The sequence below is a fragment of the Vreelandella arcis genome (assembly GCF_900103865.1).
In the GTDB taxonomy this organism is placed as follows: Bacteria; Pseudomonadota; Gammaproteobacteria; order Pseudomonadales; family Halomonadaceae; genus Vreelandella; species Vreelandella arcis.
Genome location: NZ_FNII01000001.1, coordinates 302,998 through 318,135, shown reverse-complemented (window position 1 = coordinate 318,135; position 15,138 = coordinate 302,998). Strand labels below are relative to the sequence as shown.

The following is a 15,138-nucleotide window of genomic DNA, read 5'->3' as shown; positions in this document are numbered from 1 at the left end:
TTTTTTATTGCCTCACCTTGGGTTAGCCCGCGATCGCCGTGCGGCGCTCGTCCAACATCCCTTTATCAAGAATAAAGCGGATAATCTCCTCAAGCCCTACCCCGTCATACAGATTGGTAAAAACAAAAGGCCGCTCGCCGCGCATTTTCTTAGAGTCGCGCTCCATCACGTCCAGCGACGCATGCACCTGCTCGGCAATATCGATCTTATTGATAATCAGTAGATCTGATTTGGTGATGCCCGGCCCGCCTTTACGGGGGATTTTGTCGCCTGCCGAAACGTCGATGACGTAGAGCGTCAGGTCGGAAAGCTCGGGGCTGAAGGTCGCCGAGAGGTTGTCGCCGCCCGACTCCACCATCACCAGCTCTAGCTTGGGGTGACGCTCTTGCAGTTCGTCGATCGCCGCCAGGTTCATGGAGGCATCTTCACGGATCGCGGTATGCGGGCAGCCGCCAGTCTCGACACCCAGAATACGATCAGCCGGTAGAGCGTCGTGCTTAAGCAAAAAATCGGCGTCTTCGCGGGTGTAGATGTCGTTGGTGACCACGGCAATGTCGTAGTAATCCCGCAGCGCCAAACATAGCTGCTTGAGCAGTGCGGTTTTGCCGGAACCAACCGGGCCACCCACGCCAACGCGTAAACAGTGAGTCATAAATTTCTCCTCAATCGATAAACTGATTAACTTCTAAGCTAGTTAACTTCTAAACAGGCGCGAATACTGGGTTTCGTGTAGCGCACTGGCCAGGGCCAGACCGGGCAGTACCGGGCCTAGCTCGTCATCATCCAGCGTTAGTGCCTGATCAACAGCGGTGACTAGCGCGGGGCGCAATTGCTCGATTACGCGCTGGGCGGCGGTGTGGCCCAACGGTAAAGCTTTGCAGGCCACCGCCAGTTGGTTCTCCAGCCATGCCCAGGCAAAGCCCAGCAGGGTTTGGCGAACAGACACGCCGCGGGCGTGGGCCGTGTAGGCAAACAGCGTTACATAGCCCGCATTAGCCGGCAACAAGGGCGGTAGTGAGTCCTCACTTGGATGCAGCTCCTCGCTGGGTAATAAGTCCAGGCTGCCCAACAGGCGCTTAAGCGAGGCACCCAAGCGGCTATCTTCGGCGGCCAGCTCAGCGGTTTCCCGAGTGGCGGCTAACCATTCATCCCACGTGGCGATTGAGTCACGACCCGCTTCGCTGTCGGCCTGGCCAAACGCATCGTGCAGGCGCGCCAGCACCGGTAGCTCGCAACGCGTCAGACCATCTTCCAGTACGCCGCTTAGCCACTCGGCGAGGCTGGCCTCATCGCGCACCCAATCCAGCTCAAAGGCGCTTTCCAGCCCTTGAGAAAAGGCAAAAGCGCCGATGGGCAATGCTGGGCTCACCAACTGCATCAGCCCCAGTAGCGCTAGCTCGTCGCTCTGGCTTTCTAGTGCATTTAAATCAGTGGGCATGGTGGTGCTCATGCGAATGGTCGTGCGAATGGGCGTGGTCGTGGCTGTGAGCATGGCCGTGCGAATGAGAATGCCCGCCGCCCACTTGGTTATAAGCGCCTGGCTCCGGATCGAAGGTGGCGTCGTGATGCTCCAGTTCGGCGCCTAGCAGCGCGGCAAGCTCTTCCAACACGTGGTCCGGCGGGAAGCGCACCCAGCCGCCCTTGTCATCTTCACCCAGCGCCAGCTGCACGTGGCGATTACCCAGGTGGTAGGCGAGCCGCGCCAGCGGTAAGCCAGCACTTACTCGCGCGGTGACCACCGGTTCGACGGCGGCGCAGACGCGAACGACCTCGCCGCTTTCGGCTTTCAGGCCTTCGCCGCTACGCAGCACCGGGCCCCGATCCAGAAACAGCCCCAGTTCGCGGCCGCTATCGCTTTGGGTTTTCAAGCGCCCGCGAATGCGCAGCTCAAAGGGTAGCGTGAGGGTATCGCTGGCGGCGCTCGCCTGCACTGGCCCCAGCCGTTCTACTAGTTTCAGCATTGCTATCGTCCTTTCGCTATCTATGCGGCTGTGCCGTGGGTAGGCCTACGAGAGGGCGCTGTGAATACCTCCCTGTACGCTACTTTTGCCATCTGACCGCCATGGATGGCGGAAATGCTGGAAATGTATGGAACATTTTCCGGCCATGGCAAAAGACCCTCTCTACGGCCTACCCCCGTCACCTCTACCTAAGTGGAATAGCCTCAATTAAAACAAATGATAACGCTGGGCCAGCGGCAGCTCGGTGGCGGGCTCGCAGGTTAAAATTTCGCCATCGCAACGTACTTCGTAGGTTTGCGGATCCACCGTCAAGTCGGGGCATGCTTCGTTGAGTTTCATGTCCTGCTTGCGCACGCCGCGTACGTTCTTGCAGGCCGAAAGCGTACTGTTGAGCCCGAACTTCTGTTTCACGTCGGCATCCAGCGCTGCCTGGCTGACAAAGCTCAGCCGGGTTTGGCTGGCCGCCCGGCCCAAGGCGCCGAACATATAACGGTAATGCACCGGCTGTGGCGTGGGGATGGACGCGTTGGGGTCGCCCATGGGTGCGGCAGCGATCATGCCGCCCTTGATTATCATCGCCGGTTTGGTGCCAAAGAAGGCCGGTTTCCAGAGCACCAGATCGGCCAGCTTGCCGACTTCTACCGAGCCCACTTCGTGGGCAATGCCGTGGGTGATCGCCGGGTTAATGGTGTACTTGGCGATATAGCGCTTGGCGCGGAAGTTATCGGCGCCCAGGGCTTCATCTTCGGGCAGCAGGCCGCGTTGCACCTTCATTTTATGCGCCGTTTGCCAGGTGCGGCAGACCACTTCGCCTACGCGGCCCATGGCCTGGGAGTCGGAGGCGATCATCGAGATCACGCCCAGATCGTGGAGGATATCCTCGGCGGCGATGGTCTCGCGGCGAATGCGCGAGTCGGCAAACGCCACGTCCTCGGGAATATTGGGGTCGAGGTGATGACACACCATCAGCATATCCAGGTGCTCGTCGATGGTGTTGACCGTGTAGGGCCGCGTCGGATTGGTGGAGGACGGCAGCACATAGGCTTTCGAGCAGGCAGTGAGGATGTCCGGCGCGTGGCCGCCGCCCGCCCCTTCAGTGTGATAGGTGTGAATACATCGCTCGTTGAACGCCGCCAGGGTGTCCTCCACAAAGCCCGATTCGTTCAGCGTGTCGGTGTGGATAGCCACCTGAACGTCATAAGCATCCGCCACGTTGAGGCAGTTGTTGATCGACGCCGGTGTCGTCCCCCAATCTTCGTGCAGCTTGAGGCCCATGGCCCCGGCTTCCAGTTGCGCTTCCAGCGCCTCGGGCAGGCTGGCGTTGCCCTTGCCGAGAAAGCCGATGTTCATCGGCATGTCGTCCACCGCCTGAAGCATCTTGCCGATGTGCCACTCACCCGGGGTGCAGGTGGTGGCGTTGGTGCCGGTCGCCGGGCCGGTACCGCCGCCCAGCATGGTGGTAATGCCGCTCATCAGTGCTTCTTCGACCAGCTGCGGGCAGACGAAATGGATATGGGCATCCAGCGCGCCGGCGGTGAGAATCTTGCCCTCGCCGGCAATGATTTCGGTGCCCGGGCCAATCACGATCTCGACGTCCGGCTGGGTATCCGGGTTGCCCGCTTTGCCAATCGCGGCGATGCGGCCTTTTTGAATCCCCACGTCGGCTTTGACGATGCCCCACCAGTCTAAAATCAGTGCGTTGGTGATCACCGTGTCCATCACGCTGTTATCCAGCCGCTGACTTTGGCCCATGCCGTCGCGGATCACCTTGCCGCCGCCGAACTTCACCTCGTCACCGTAGTGGGTGGCGTCCTGTTCGACTTCGATCCATAGCTCGGTATCGCCCAGGCGCACTCGGTCGCCAACTGTGGGGCCGTACATATCGGCGTAGGCTTGCCGTGAGATTTTCATTTTGCGTCTCCTTCTAGCGCACCCATGACATCGCCACGGAAGCCGTAAATTTCACGCTTACCGACGTAAGGAATCAGCGTCACTTCGCGGGTTTGGCCGGGCTCAAAGCGGATCGCGGTTCCTGCGGCTACATCTAAGCGATAGCCACGAGTTTTGTCGCGATCAAACACCAGCGCCGGGTTGGCTTCGGCAAAGTGGTAGTGGGAGCCGATCTGAATGGGTCGGTCACCAGTATTGGCCACGTCGACGCTAATTCGCTCGCGCCCCGCGCAAAGCTCAATATCACCCTCTTGTAACTGATACTCACCGGGAATCATGGCGGTCTCCTGGTTGCTGATAACTAGTTAATGGGGGTGTGAACGGTCACGAGTTTGGTGCCGTCGGGGAAGGTGGCTTCCACCTGCACCTCGTCGACCATCTCGGCCACACCTTCCATCACGTCATCGCGGCTGAGAATCTCGCGACCAAAGCTCATCAAATCGGCCACGCTGCGGCCATCGCGGGCGCCTTCCATAATCTCAAAGCTGATCAGCGCCACGGCTTCGGGGTAGTTGAGCTTCAGGCCACGCGCTTTACGCCGCTCGGCCAGTTGCGCCGCAGAAAACAGCAGCAGCTTGTCTTTGTCTCTTGGGGTGAGTTCCATGGTGTCTCCTTGAAATCAGGTCAGCCAAATACGCGGTGTGTGGGCCTCGCGCTCGATCCAACGAGGGCGCAGTAACTGCCAGGCCTGTTCGCATAGCCCCCAGGCTTCGTTACGCGAGTTGCCTAAATAGCGCAGCAGCAGTACGCCGTGGCGCACGGTAACCGCCCAACGCGGGTTATCCGGCAGTACTTCTCGCAGGGCCTCAATAGCCGCAGGCGCGTCGGCAAGCCCCACTGCCCAGAGCGTCGCATGAACCGTCGCGCCACCTTGGCCCCAGCGCCCGGTAAATCGTGGATGTGTCGGATCCAACGGCTGGCGCTCCAACCAAAGCGGCTTGCCGTCCAGGGTGAGGCGAAAGTGTTGTTCAATGCGCCCGGAAACATAGGGCAAGTCGCTGGCTGGGCGCCCTAGCGCCATCACTTCCCAGCCCAAGCAGCGGGCGCTGCCGTGAAGATCAATCTGGGTGCGCTGCTGGCCCCTAGAGCCATCAAAGGCGATGGTTTCCTGGGGCAGCCACTCAAGGGTACCGCCATCTTCCACACTTAACCGGGTCTGCTGCGTCCAGGCGACACCCTGGCTGTCGGCTTTGTAGAGTTTATTGGCGGCAGGGGTCGTGAGCAGCGCATGAGCACCGCGCCCTACATGGGCGCTAATAGTGAGCGCATCGCCACTCACCAGCCCGCCCGGCGGGTGTAATAAATACAGGTGGCATGCTTGGTCGCGGCCCTCCGGGTAAAAAGGCCGCTGCACGCGTAGCGGCCCCTGATGGCGGGCGTGGAGCAAACGCGTCGCGCCGCTGCGTGGCGCAAACCGCAATGCCAGCGACGCCGCCCAGTGGCGTTCCTGATCAAAGCGGTGGCCAGAAGCAATCGGGGGGTTGGCGATATCGCATAGAATCATGGGGTGCTATCGCGTCCTTACAGTCAGCCTTTTACTAACCACTGCAATTTATGCGCCAAAATGGTGAAAAGCGTCGGCACGCCGATGACAAGAGGATCCAAGCGTTTGTTTAAGGTGGTTAACCAGGATTTATTGCACCAAGAAAGGACAACTAGAGCCTTATAAGCACCAAAATGGCGCGCCCATATTGACCATCACCGCAGTTGGCAAAAATCAATAAGCGCTCATCAAAACGGCGAAATCAGATCAGACGCACCGTGGGGCGGCTCTACTAAGCGAAGTACTTGACGAGTGACAGTGCGCCCTGCATACCATTTGATACATCTCGTAATTATCAAATGAGGGAATCGCCATGGATATCCCCTTCACTCAATATCAGCCCCCAAAAGCCCTGGCATCCGGGTTCTGGCAGCAGATCGGCTTGCCTGCCCGAGGCCGCAAGCTGCATGAGCTGCTGCATCAAGGCGTTGAGTACCAGGTCTATCCAAGGCTTGCCAAGGTGTCCGGTATCGAGCAGAAGGCACTGGCGCGCTACGTGGATATTCCCTCTGCCACGCTGAGCCGACGCGCCAAATCAGGCCGCTTCAAGATGGTGGAAAGCGATCGACTGTATCGCTTCGCCGAGCTTTTCAAGGCGGCACTGGATCTGTTCGAGGGCGACACCGAGGGCGCCCGCGCCTGGCTGCTCAAACCTAACATGGGGTTAGGTGGTCGTCGGCCTATCGAAATGAGTGCCACTTCGGCAGAGTATCAAACGGTGTTGAACCTGATCGGACGGCTGGAGCACGGGGTCTCGGCATGAGCGAGGTCACCGCCTATCGGCTGGTTAAACGCAAATTTGAGGACATTGCGTTTGATGGTGAGGGCGCACGGCTTTACGGTGGGCGCTGGAACAGCCCAGGGAATGCCTGTGTGTATGTGGCAAGCTCCGAGTCGCTGGCACTACTGGAAATTATGGTTAATCTGGAAAGCTATCGGCTGCTCAATGCGTATGCGCTGATGCGCCTAACGCTGCCAGCCGACAGCATTCTAAGCGTTGGCGCAGAAGAAAACTGGCAGGAAGCACCAGCGCCCGCAGAGACCGCTGAACTGGGCGATGGCTGGCTGGCCTCAGGCCAAAGTCTGGCACTGGCAGTGCCGAGCGTGGTGGTGCCGAGAGAGCTCAACTACATGCTCAACCCGGCACACCCCTTACTCGATCAAATCGTCGCGACAGTCGAGGCACTGCCATTTCAACCCGATCCAAGACTTTGAACCGGGTGTGGATAACTTAAACCGTTCTTAGCAGATTCCAAAGGCGCGTTAGTAGCCCGTCTTACGTTTATTCCCGCAATACTCAGATACCCTTTTCAGCCCACCTCAGCGTCTTTTATCCGCTTGACATTTCATGAATAGCGCCACAAACTTAGCCAAGGCTATACTTCTTTCCGCAAGACAATCAGTTTACACAAAGCAATTCCAACCCATCTACCTCATGACGAGTCTGGAGCTAAATAATGGCAACAAAATATGCCGTGATTCTATTGGGAACGCTGCCTTTTAGTGCATTGGCAACTGCCGATGAAACGCCCTTAAACGTGGTGGCAACGATTGGGATGATTGCCGATGTAGCGCAGGAAGTAGGCGGCGAATGCGTTAATGTGGAAGCCATGATGGGCCCCGGCGTAGACCCCCATCTCTATCAGGCAAGCGCTAGCGACGTGGCCTTGCTGCGGGGCGCCGAACACATTCTCTATTCAGGCTACTCATTGGAAGGACAACTGGGGAGTGTGCTGGAGAATTTCTCGGCACGAACACCCACGCTTGCTGTGGCGCCCGCTTCCATTGATCCGGCGTCGTTGATCACCGCTCAGGATGTCTACGGAGTAGACCCTCACCTGTGGATGGATGTCTCTTTATGGGCCCAAACACTGCCCACCCTGAGCGATGCATTTAACGAAGCACGCCCTGAGTGCGCCACGACGATTGAAATCAATACCGAGCGTTATCAGGCTCAGTTGCTAGCCTTGCATGAGTGGGTTAAAGAGAGCATTGCCAGCATCCCCGAAGAGCAGCGTATTCTCGTCACCGCCCACGACGCTTTCAGCTACTATGGCCGCGCCTATAACATTGAAGTGGAAGGGATTCAGGGCATCAGTACCGAAACCGAAACCGGGATCGCCGATATTCGCAGCATGGCGGATAGCGTTGTTGCACATAACGTACCCGCGGTATTTATCGAGAGCACGATCAACCCGCGCACCATTCAGGCAGTGATCGATGCCGCAAGGCAGCAAGGCCATGATGTGACCATCGGCGGCCAGCTTTATTCCGACGCCATGGGCGATGAAGGCACGGTAGATGGTACCTATATGGGCATGATCTACCGTAACACCCAGCACATTGTCGAGGCGCTAGGCGGTTCGCTGGCCCCGCTGCCAAAGGCACTGGATGACTGGGCCAGCGAGTGGCAACTCGCTCAATAAGCATTCGATAAGGCAGTGCATCCATGGCGATATTCAACCCTACAGACACCGCACTGAGCATTAAAAACCTGACGGTGAGCTACCATAACCAGCCCGTGCTATGGGATATCGATCTGGATATCCCCGCCGGTGTCATGGCGGGCATTGTCGGCCCTAACGGGGCGGGCAAGAGCACGTTGATCAAAAGCCTGCTTGGGCTGGTGCCGTCGTTGTCAGGCGAGGTGATGGTGCATGGACGACCCTACGCCACGCAGCGTAAACGGGTGGGCTACGTGCCCCAGCGCTCAAGCGTTGACTGGGATTTTCCCACCACTGCGCTGGATGTGGTCACCATGGGGCTTTACGGGCGTTTAGGTTGGCTCAAAAGACCGGGGCAAAAAGAGCGCCACGAGGCGCAGGAAGCCCTTGAGATGGTCGGTATGAGTGCCTTGGCTGAGCGCCAGATTAGCCAGCTCTCAGGTGGTCAGCAGCAGCGCGTATTTTTGGCCCGTGCGCTGGTGCAGCAAGCCGATGTGTATTTTCTTGATGAACCCATGGCTGGCGTCGATGCCACCACCGAGCGGGCCATTATCGATATCCTGCGCCGCCTGCGCGACGCTGGTAAGACGCTGATCGTGGTACACCACGATCTGCAAACGGTGCGCACCTACTTTGACTGGCTACTGCTACTCAACGTGCGAGTCATCGCCAGCGGCAAGGCCGAGGAGGTGTTCAAGATCGATCACCTGCGCCAGGCTTACGGCGGCCAAATCGCGCTACTTAATGATAATGAATCGTTAATGTTTTCCGCCTCAAAGGTGAAGTAACCCATGGTGTGGCTTGAGCTTTTATCTGACTACACCTTTCAGAATGTAGTCATTGGCGCCTCGCTGCTGGGGCTGATCAGCGGCCCGCTGGGCTGTTTTGCGGTGCTGCGTCGCCAAAGCCTGCTGGGAGACGCGATTTCCCACGCAGCCCTTCCCGGCATCTGTTTAAGCTTTATCATCACCGGCAGCCGGGATATTGGCGGGATTATTATGGGTTCACTGATCACCGGCTCCGCCGCCGCGCTGATTATGCTGGTGCTGACGCGCTTAAGCCGCCTGAAAACTGACGCAGCCCTGGGCGCCTGCCTGAGTATCTTTTTTGCCGTGGGTATCGTTCTGCTCACCTATATCCAGAGTACCAATAACGCCTCCCAGGGCGGTCTTGAGGCCTTTCTTTTCGGCCAGGCCGCCGCGACGCTGCGCTCCGACTTATGGGTGATGGGCAGCATTACGCTGGTCACGCTGGTACTGCTTGCCGTCTTCTGGAAACAGGCCAAGCTGGTCACCTTTGATGCGGAGTACGCCCGCACGCTCGGCATGCCTATCACAGTGATTGAAGCATCGCTCACCGCTATGGTGGCGCTAGCGGTCGTCGTCGGCCTGCAGATGGTCGGTGTGATTTTGATGGCCGCCATGATCGTGGCACCCGCGGCCGCCGCGCGACAGTGGAGCCGCCACCTGGGCGGCATGCTCACCATTGCCGCAGGCGTCGGCATTGTCAGTGGCGTGTCAGGGGCGACCATCAGCACCCTATCGCGCGGCCTGGCAACCGGCCCGCTGATTGTCCTTACCGCAACCGTCATTGTGCTTATATCGTTGGCATTGGCGCCCGGCCGTGGCCTGCTGTGGGGTGTGATAAAGCACTATCGCCAGAAGTCAGCGCTGCAGAAACAGCAGCTACTTTATGCGCTATATAAACACTCGGCTGATCCCTCATGCGCCCCCTCAACACTCGGTTCACGCAGGATGCTCAACAAGCTTAAGCAGCAAGGCTACCTATCCCGCTCTCCGCGCGGCACCACCCCAGGCGACGACGGCTGGGGGCTAACGGCACAGGGCCAGGCGGAGGCTAGAAGAGTGGTCGCGGCCTTTGAGGAATTAGCATCATGATGGCCGAGCTACTGACCACAACTGCCCTGCCCATTATGCTAGTGGGCGCGATGGTAGGCATCGCCTCCTCGGCGGTGGGTACCTTTTTAGTGCTGCGCGGCAACAGCATGTTATCCGACGCAATCAGCCATTCGATTGTGTTTGGCATCGTCATCGTCTGGCTGCTGACCAAGCAACAGAGCGGGCCGGTACAACTGATTGGGGCCGCCCTCACCGGGCTGTTAACCGTCCTGCTCACCGAAGCCTTAGCGAGCACCAAACGGGTCAAGCAGGATACCGCTATCGGCCTGGTTTTCCCGGCGCTGTTCTCTATCGGCGTGCTGCTGTTGAATATTTATGCCAATGATGTGCATATCGACACGCATACTGTGCTGCTCGGTGAGATCGGTTTTGTCTGGCTGGATACACTCGACATCTTCGGCCTGCCCATCCCCCAGGCGCTGGTATCGATGAGCGTGATGACGGTGCTCAACTACGCGTTTATCGGACTCTTTTATAAGGAGCTGAAGCTGGCCACCTTCGATCCGGCGCTGGCCAAAACGTTCGGCTTTATGCCCTCGATTCTTTTCTATGTGCTGCTGATGCTAACTAGTTCCACTGCCGTGGCGGCCTTTGATGCGGTAGGCGCGGTGCTGTTTATCGCCTTTGCCATTGTTCCCGCCTCCGCCGCCTATTTGCTGACCGACCGGCTGTGGATGATGTTTATCATCGGTGCGCTAATTTCTATCGCCTCGAGTATTTCCGGCTACTACCTCGCCGTGTTTCTCAATGTCTCCATTGGCGGCATGATGGCCGTCATGACCGGCGTATTCCTGATGCTCGCCTTTCTGGCAGGGCCACGCTACGGCGTGATTACCCAACTGGTCAAACGCCAACGGGCACGCCAGGCGCCGGTGGAGCCGCCGCCCAGCGTTTGAAACCCAGCTTTTGGAATTACCGCTCGTACACAAAAAAACGACCGCCTTTCGGCAACCGCTTGGCCGGGCAGGCGGTAACCGGGTGTGGATAACTTAAACCGTCAGATGCTGCTTGATCAGCTCATTGGAGAGCTCGCTGATCTCACCTTTGGCCACCGGGCGACCGCGATCCATGATCACAAAGCGATCGGCGTATTTACGGGCAAAGGGCAGCTTCTGCTCTACCAGTAGCACCGTAAGGCCATCCTCGTTGATCAACTGACGGATCACTTGGCCGATTTGAGCGACGATATTGGGCTGAATACCCTCACCTGGCTCGTCCAAAATCAGCAGTTTGGGTTCGATCACCAGCGCACGGCCAATGGCCAGCTGCTGCTGTTGCCCGCCGGAGAGATCGCCACCGCGACGGTTTTTCATCTCTTCAAGCACCGGGAATAACTCATAGACCCGCTCGGGGATTTTTCTCACACCGTCTCGGCGAGCAGCCAGGCCGGTGCGTAGATTTTCCTCCACGGTTAGCAGCGGAAATATCTGCCGCCCCTGGGGCACATAACCTATCCCCAGTCGGGATCGCGCTTCCACGGCTTTTTGGGTTAGCTCGATCTCGCCGCTTGAATCAGTACTTGTGTAGCGCAGTGCACCGCTTTTCACCGCCACTTCGCCCATCACCGCTTTTAGTAGCGTGGTTTTACCCACGCCATTACGCCCCATCACACAGGTGCATTGGCCCGCAGGCACCTCAAGATCCAAATCCCAGAGGGTGTGACTTTCACCGTAGAACTGGTTGAGCTTTTCAATCGCAAGCATCAGGCGGCCTCCTCGTCGTCAGCACCCAAATACACCTCAACCACTTTGGGGTCGCTGGAGACTTGATCCATCGTGCCCTCGGACAGAACGCTCCCCTGGTGCAACACCGTCACTTGGCGGGCAATCGAACGTACAAAGCCCATATCGTGTTCCACCACGACCACCGACTGCTTACCGGCCAGCCCGGTGAGCAGCTCGGCGGTGCGCTCCATCTCCTGCTCTGTCATGCCCGCCACCGGCTCATCTACTAGCAATAGGCGTGGGCGCTGCATTAGCAACATGCCGATTTCCAGCCACTGTTTCTGACCGTGAGAGAGAATCCCTGCAGGCTGATGGCGAAGCGTTGTCAGGCCGATGGTTTCCAGCACTTCGTCGATGCGGTCTTTGATCTCGCCGGTCATACGCGCGGTGAGCGTAGGTAAGATCCGCTTGTCCGCCGCCATGGCCAGTTCCAGGTTTTCAAACACCGACAGCGCTTCAAATACCGTAGGCTTTTGAAACTTGCGGCCAATACCTAAGCTGGCAATATCGGGCTCGTTCATATTCAGCAGGTTATGGCGGCTACCAAACCACACGCTGCCGCTGTTGGGACGGGTTTTGCCGGTGATGATATCCATCATAGTGGTTTTACCCGCCCCGTTAGGGCCGATAATGCAGCGTAGCTCGCCGTCATCGATGGTCAGGTTGAGATTATTGATGGCTTTAAAGCCATCGAAGCTCACGGTGACATCTTCCATGTAAAGAATAGGGCCGTGGCGAACGTCCACCTTGGATGCCTGGGGCGTCATAAAGTCGAATACACGGTCGCGTTCGGTGAGCGATTGGAAAAAACTCATGCCGTTGCCTCCTTATCCGGCGTCGGTGTTGGATCGTGTCGGCGACGCTTGAGATGTTCCAGCAGCCCGGCGACTCCCTTGGGCAGGAACACCGTGACAAAGACGAACAGCCCGCCCAGGGCGAACAGCCAGGCGTCGGGCATTACACCGGTAAAGATAGTTTTGGCGTAATTGACCAAAATGGCACCAATGACCGCGCCATACAGCGTCGCGCGACCGCCCAGGGCGACCCAGAGCACAATCTCAATGGAGAAAATCGGCGAGAACTCGCTGGGGTTGATAATCCCCACCTGGGGCACGTAGAGCGCTCCCGCCAAGCCCGCCAGCATGGCCGAAACCACAAACACAAATAGCTGGAAGCGCTCGACCCGGTAGCCAAGAAAGCGCGTGCGTGCTTCTGCGTCCCGGGTGGCCACGCTCACCCGGCCAAGCTTGCTGGTCACAATCGCGCGGCAGAGAATAAACCCCAGCGCCAGGGCAATCCCGGTGGCCAGGAAAAGCCCCAAGCGAGTGGCGTCGGTGCGTAAATCAAAGCCAAGTATCTCGCGGAAGTCGGTGAGACCATTATTACCGCCAAAGCCCATCTCATTGCGGAAAAAGGCCAACATCAGCGCAAAGGTCAGCGCCTGGGTAATAATCGACAGATACACCCCGGTGACTCGCGAACGGAAGGCCAGAAAACCAAACACCAGCGCCAGCAGCCCCGGCGCCAGTAGCACCATGGCAAAGGCAAACCAGGCCATATCAAAGCCGTGCCAGAACCACGGAAGGCTGTCCCAACTGAGAAAGACCATAAAATCGGGTAGCACTGGATCGCCATAGGTGCCCCGATCACCAATTTGGCGCATCAAATACATGCCCATGGCGTAGCCGCCAATGGCGAAAAAGGCGCCGTGTCCCAGGCTTAAAATGCCCAGATAGCCCCACACCAAATCCACCGCGACAGCCAGCAGCGCGTAGCTTAGGTACTTACCGAACAGATTGACCGTATAGGCCCCGATATGCAGCGGATTACCCGCCGGTACCGCTACGTGTAGCAGCGTGACCAACGCCAGCGTGGCTAGCAGCACGACTAAAAAGATCTGGGTAGAACGTTCGCTAAACGGGCGTGTTAGCCAAAAATTGGCTGATGATTGCGTCGTTAATGACATCGCTTAGCCCTCCGCAGCCCGGCCCTTCTGCGGGAAGAGTCCACGCGGGCGTTTCTGAATGAACAGGATGATAAATACCAGCACAATGATTTTGGCCAGCACCGCGCCTGCCCAGGGTTCCAGCACCTGGTTGATGACCCCAAGCGAGAGGCCGGCGACCAGCGTGCCCCATAGATTACCCACGCCGCCGAACACCACCACCATGAAAGAATCGATGATGTAGTTCTGGCCCAGGTTGGGCCCGACGTTGGTGAGCTGGGATAGCGCGACACCGGCAAGACCGGCCACGCCGGAGCCCAGCGCAAAAGTCATAATATCCACGCGGGTAGCGCGAATGCCCATTGAACGCGCCATGGCGCGATTTTGGGTCACGGCGCGCACCTCAAGCCCTAGTCGGGTACGGCGCATAATCAGCATCAGGCCCGCAAACACCACCAGCGCAAAACCCAGCACGAACATCCGGTTGAGCGTGAGCGACAGCGCGTCGTTGACCACCAGCGAACCACTCATCCATTCCGGGGTGATCACGGTACGGTTTTGCGGTGAAATCACCGTACGCACCAGCTGTTGCAGAATCAGACTAACGCCAAAGGTCGCCAGCAGGGTTTCAAGCGGGCGGCCTTTGAGGAACTGGATCACGCCGCGCTCGATAGCAATCCCCGCCAGCGCCGACACCATAAAGCCGGCAGGAATCGACAGAACCAGCGCTAAACCCGGCTGGCCGGGCAACAGTTGCTGCATCGCCCAAGTGGTATAGGCACCCAGCATAATCAGCTCGCCGTGAGCCATATTGATCACGCCCATGACACCAAAGGTGATTGCCAGACCAATCGCTGCGAGCACCAGCACCGAGCCCAGGCTTAAACCAAAATACAGCGTTTCCAGGCCGCGGTTGATTTTGAGCTGCTGCTCGATGCCCGCAAGGGACGCCGCCGCCGCGTTGGCAACCACCGGGTCGTCGCTATTGGCTGCTCGGCTTAACGCCACCCGTGAGCGCGGGTGCAGGCTACCATCCAGGGCTTCAACGCCGGCCATTTCGCCTTCTTCAGCGCGATAAATCGCCACGGCCTGGGTCAGGCGATAGCGCACCTGGTCGTCCTCTTCCTGCTCGATCAAGTCATTCAGGGTCGGTACTAAATCAGCATCGACTTCGCCTAGTAGGCGCTCTGCCGAGGTGAGTCGACGCTCAACGCTGGGCGAGTAGAGATCCACCACCGCAATGGCGCTACGCAGCTGATTGCGCAGGTTGTTATTGATGCCGATACGATCCAGCTCGCGGCGAGACATCTCACCCAGCGCCTCGCCGGTCAGTACATCGGCCACCGGCCAGTCGCGGCCACGGTTCTCGAGCACCAGCACAAAGCGACCGTCGTCGGTGCGCTGTAAGCGACCATCAAGCAGAGCCTGAAGCCAATCACGGGCGCGCTCGTCGTCACTTTGCAAAATAGCGGTGATCGCTTCGCCTTTGGCGGCGTAAGACTCAACGTCCAGCGCTTCTAGCAATTCGAGCGCGGCCGCATCATCATTGGTGCTGTTCTCGTTGTCTGTTTGTGCCTGCGCGGTGACAGTAATACCTAGCAGCAGGAGGCACATCAGCGTTAGGGAAAGGAAACGCCTCATGGGTTCTTCCT

At 58.4% G+C, this 15,138-nt stretch carries 17 protein-coding genes; 6 read left to right on the top strand and 11 right to left on the bottom strand.

The features are described from left to right. Positions 1-22: 22 nt before the first annotated feature. From ureG to BLR97_RS01520, 7 genes are all read right to left on the bottom strand, one after another. Positions 23-652, bottom strand: coding sequence for an urease accessory protein UreG (gene ureG / locus BLR97_RS01550; RefSeq protein ID WP_089701786.1), 630 nt, complete (start codon positions 650-652; stop codon positions 23-25). Between the two features lie 42 nt (positions 653-694). After that, positions 695-1,438: an urease accessory protein UreF gene (locus tag BLR97_RS01545; protein ID WP_089701784.1), complete on the bottom strand. Its 744-nt coding sequence runs from the start codon at positions 1,436-1,438 to the stop codon at positions 695-697. Then, positions 1,428-1,961, bottom strand: a complete 534-nt coding sequence (ureE, locus tag BLR97_RS01540; RefSeq protein WP_089701782.1) for an urease accessory protein UreE — start codon at positions 1,959-1,961, stop codon at positions 1,428-1,430. Before ureE ends, BLR97_RS01545 begins: the two co-directional genes overlap by 11 nt. A gap of 207 nt (positions 1,962-2,168) precedes the next feature. After that, complete coding sequence (ureC, locus tag BLR97_RS01535; RefSeq protein WP_089701780.1) at positions 2,169-3,872, bottom strand: urease subunit alpha; 1,704 nt, start codon at positions 3,870-3,872, stop codon at positions 2,169-2,171. Further along, positions 3,869-4,189, bottom strand: coding sequence for an urease subunit beta (locus BLR97_RS01530; RefSeq protein WP_089701778.1), 321 nt, complete (start codon positions 4,187-4,189; stop codon positions 3,869-3,871). Before BLR97_RS01530 ends, ureC begins: the two co-directional genes overlap by 4 nt. A gap of 23 nt (positions 4,190-4,212) precedes the next feature. Further along, positions 4,213-4,515, bottom strand: a complete 303-nt coding sequence (gene ureA / locus BLR97_RS01525) for an urease subunit gamma (protein WP_027337131.1) — start codon at positions 4,513-4,515, stop codon at positions 4,213-4,215. 15 nt (positions 4,516-4,530) lie between these two features. Further along, positions 4,531-5,415 (bottom strand): urease accessory protein UreD, encoded by an 885-nt coding sequence (locus tag BLR97_RS01520; protein WP_089701776.1) that lies wholly within the window; start codon positions 5,413-5,415, stop codon positions 4,531-4,533. A 352-nt stretch (positions 5,416-5,767) separates the two neighbouring features. Here BLR97_RS01520 and parS point away from each other — a divergent pair, with 352 nt between their 5' ends. From parS to BLR97_RS01490, 6 genes are all read left to right on the top strand, one after another. Beyond that, positions 5,768-6,217, top strand: a complete 450-nt coding sequence (gene parS, locus BLR97_RS01515) for a type II RES/Xre toxin-antitoxin system antitoxin (protein ID WP_089701774.1) — start codon at positions 5,768-5,770, stop codon at positions 6,215-6,217. Further along, positions 6,214-6,669, top strand: coding sequence for an RES family NAD+ phosphorylase (locus BLR97_RS01510; RefSeq protein WP_089701772.1), 456 nt, complete (start codon positions 6,214-6,216; stop codon positions 6,667-6,669). Before parS ends, BLR97_RS01510 begins: the two co-directional genes overlap by 4 nt. Before the next feature lie 242 nt (positions 6,670-6,911). After that, entirely contained in the window at positions 6,912-7,880 is a 969-nt protein-coding gene (locus BLR97_RS01505) for a metal ABC transporter solute-binding protein, Zn/Mn family (protein ID WP_089701770.1), read from the top strand. Positions 7,881-7,903: 23 nt separating this feature from the next. Continuing rightward, a complete protein-coding gene (locus BLR97_RS01500; RefSeq protein ID WP_089701768.1) occupies positions 7,904-8,686 on the top strand; it encodes a metal ABC transporter ATP-binding protein in 783 nt (260 codons plus the stop codon). A 3-nt stretch (positions 8,687-8,689) separates the two neighbouring features. Next, the gene (locus BLR97_RS01495) at positions 8,690-9,796 is read left to right on the top strand and encodes a metal ABC transporter permease (RefSeq protein WP_089701766.1); all 1,107 of its coding nucleotides are present in this window, start codon (positions 8,690-8,692) and stop codon (positions 9,794-9,796) included. After that, entirely contained in the window at positions 9,793-10,713 is a 921-nt protein-coding gene (locus tag BLR97_RS01490; protein WP_089701764.1) for a metal ABC transporter permease, read from the top strand. The genes BLR97_RS01495 and BLR97_RS01490 overlap by 4 nt, the downstream gene beginning before the upstream one ends. A 93-nt stretch (positions 10,714-10,806) precedes the next feature. Here BLR97_RS01490 and urtE read toward each other — a convergent pair whose 3' ends face one another. The 4 genes from urtE to urtB are packed head-to-tail and all read right to left on the bottom strand — an operon-like array spanning position 10,807 to position 15,127. Beyond that, complete coding sequence (urtE, locus tag BLR97_RS01485) at positions 10,807-11,520, bottom strand: urea ABC transporter ATP-binding subunit UrtE (protein WP_089701762.1); 714 nt, start codon at positions 11,518-11,520, stop codon at positions 10,807-10,809. Further along, positions 11,520-12,356, bottom strand: a complete 837-nt coding sequence (urtD, locus tag BLR97_RS01480; RefSeq protein WP_089701760.1) for an urea ABC transporter ATP-binding protein UrtD — start codon at positions 12,354-12,356, stop codon at positions 11,520-11,522. Before urtD ends, urtE begins: the two co-directional genes overlap by 1 nt. Then, on the bottom strand, positions 12,353-13,507 hold the full coding sequence (gene urtC, locus BLR97_RS01475; RefSeq protein ID WP_089701758.1) for an urea ABC transporter permease subunit UrtC: 1,155 nt from the start codon (positions 13,505-13,507) through the stop codon (positions 12,353-12,355). Before urtC ends, urtD begins: the two co-directional genes overlap by 4 nt. Positions 13,508-13,510: 3 nt before the next feature. Further along, entirely contained in the window at positions 13,511-15,127 is a 1,617-nt protein-coding gene (urtB, locus tag BLR97_RS01470; RefSeq protein WP_089701756.1) for an urea ABC transporter permease subunit UrtB, read from the bottom strand. Positions 15,128-15,138: the final 11 nt, after the last annotated feature.

Bases quoted from the DNA above. Each gene is read 5' to 3' on its own strand.
- ureG (WP_089701786.1), bottom strand. From the start codon at position 652: ATGACTCACTGTTTACGCGTTGGCGTGGGTGGCCCGGTTGGTTCCGGC.
- BLR97_RS01545 (WP_089701784.1), bottom strand. From the start codon at position 1,438: ATGCCCACTGATTTAAATGCACTAGAAAGCCAGAGCGACGAGCTAGCG.
- ureE (WP_089701782.1), bottom strand. From the start codon at position 1,961: ATGCTGAAACTAGTAGAACGGCTGGGGCCAGTGCAGGCGAGCGCCGCC.
- ureC (WP_089701780.1), bottom strand. From the start codon at position 3,872: ATGAAAATCTCACGGCAAGCCTACGCCGATATGTACGGCCCCACAGTT.
- BLR97_RS01530 (WP_089701778.1), bottom strand. From the start codon at position 4,189: ATGATTCCCGGTGAGTATCAGTTACAAGAGGGTGATATTGAGCTTTGC.
- ureA (WP_027337131.1), bottom strand. From the start codon at position 4,515: ATGGAACTCACCCCAAGAGACAAAGACAAGCTGCTGCTGTTTTCTGCG.
- BLR97_RS01520 (WP_089701776.1), bottom strand. From the start codon at position 5,415: ATGATTCTATGCGATATCGCCAACCCCCCGATTGCTTCTGGCCACCGC.
- parS (WP_089701774.1), top strand. From the start codon at position 5,768: ATGGATATCCCCTTCACTCAATATCAGCCCCCAAAAGCCCTGGCATCC.
- BLR97_RS01510 (WP_089701772.1), top strand. From the start codon at position 6,214: ATGAGCGAGGTCACCGCCTATCGGCTGGTTAAACGCAAATTTGAGGAC.
- BLR97_RS01505 (WP_089701770.1), top strand. From the start codon at position 6,912: ATGGCAACAAAATATGCCGTGATTCTATTGGGAACGCTGCCTTTTAGT.
- BLR97_RS01500 (WP_089701768.1), top strand. From the start codon at position 7,904: ATGGCGATATTCAACCCTACAGACACCGCACTGAGCATTAAAAACCTG.
- BLR97_RS01495 (WP_089701766.1), top strand. From the start codon at position 8,690: ATGGTGTGGCTTGAGCTTTTATCTGACTACACCTTTCAGAATGTAGTC.
- BLR97_RS01490 (WP_089701764.1), top strand. From the start codon at position 9,793: ATGATGGCCGAGCTACTGACCACAACTGCCCTGCCCATTATGCTAGTG.
- urtE (WP_089701762.1), bottom strand. From the start codon at position 11,520: ATGCTTGCGATTGAAAAGCTCAACCAGTTCTACGGTGAAAGTCACACC.
- urtD (WP_089701760.1), bottom strand. From the start codon at position 12,356: ATGAGTTTTTTCCAATCGCTCACCGAACGCGACCGTGTATTCGACTTT.
- urtC (WP_089701758.1), bottom strand. From the start codon at position 13,507: ATGTCATTAACGACGCAATCATCAGCCAATTTTTGGCTAACACGCCCG.
- urtB (WP_089701756.1), bottom strand. From the start codon at position 15,127: ATGAGGCGTTTCCTTTCCCTAACGCTGATGTGCCTCCTGCTGCTAGGT.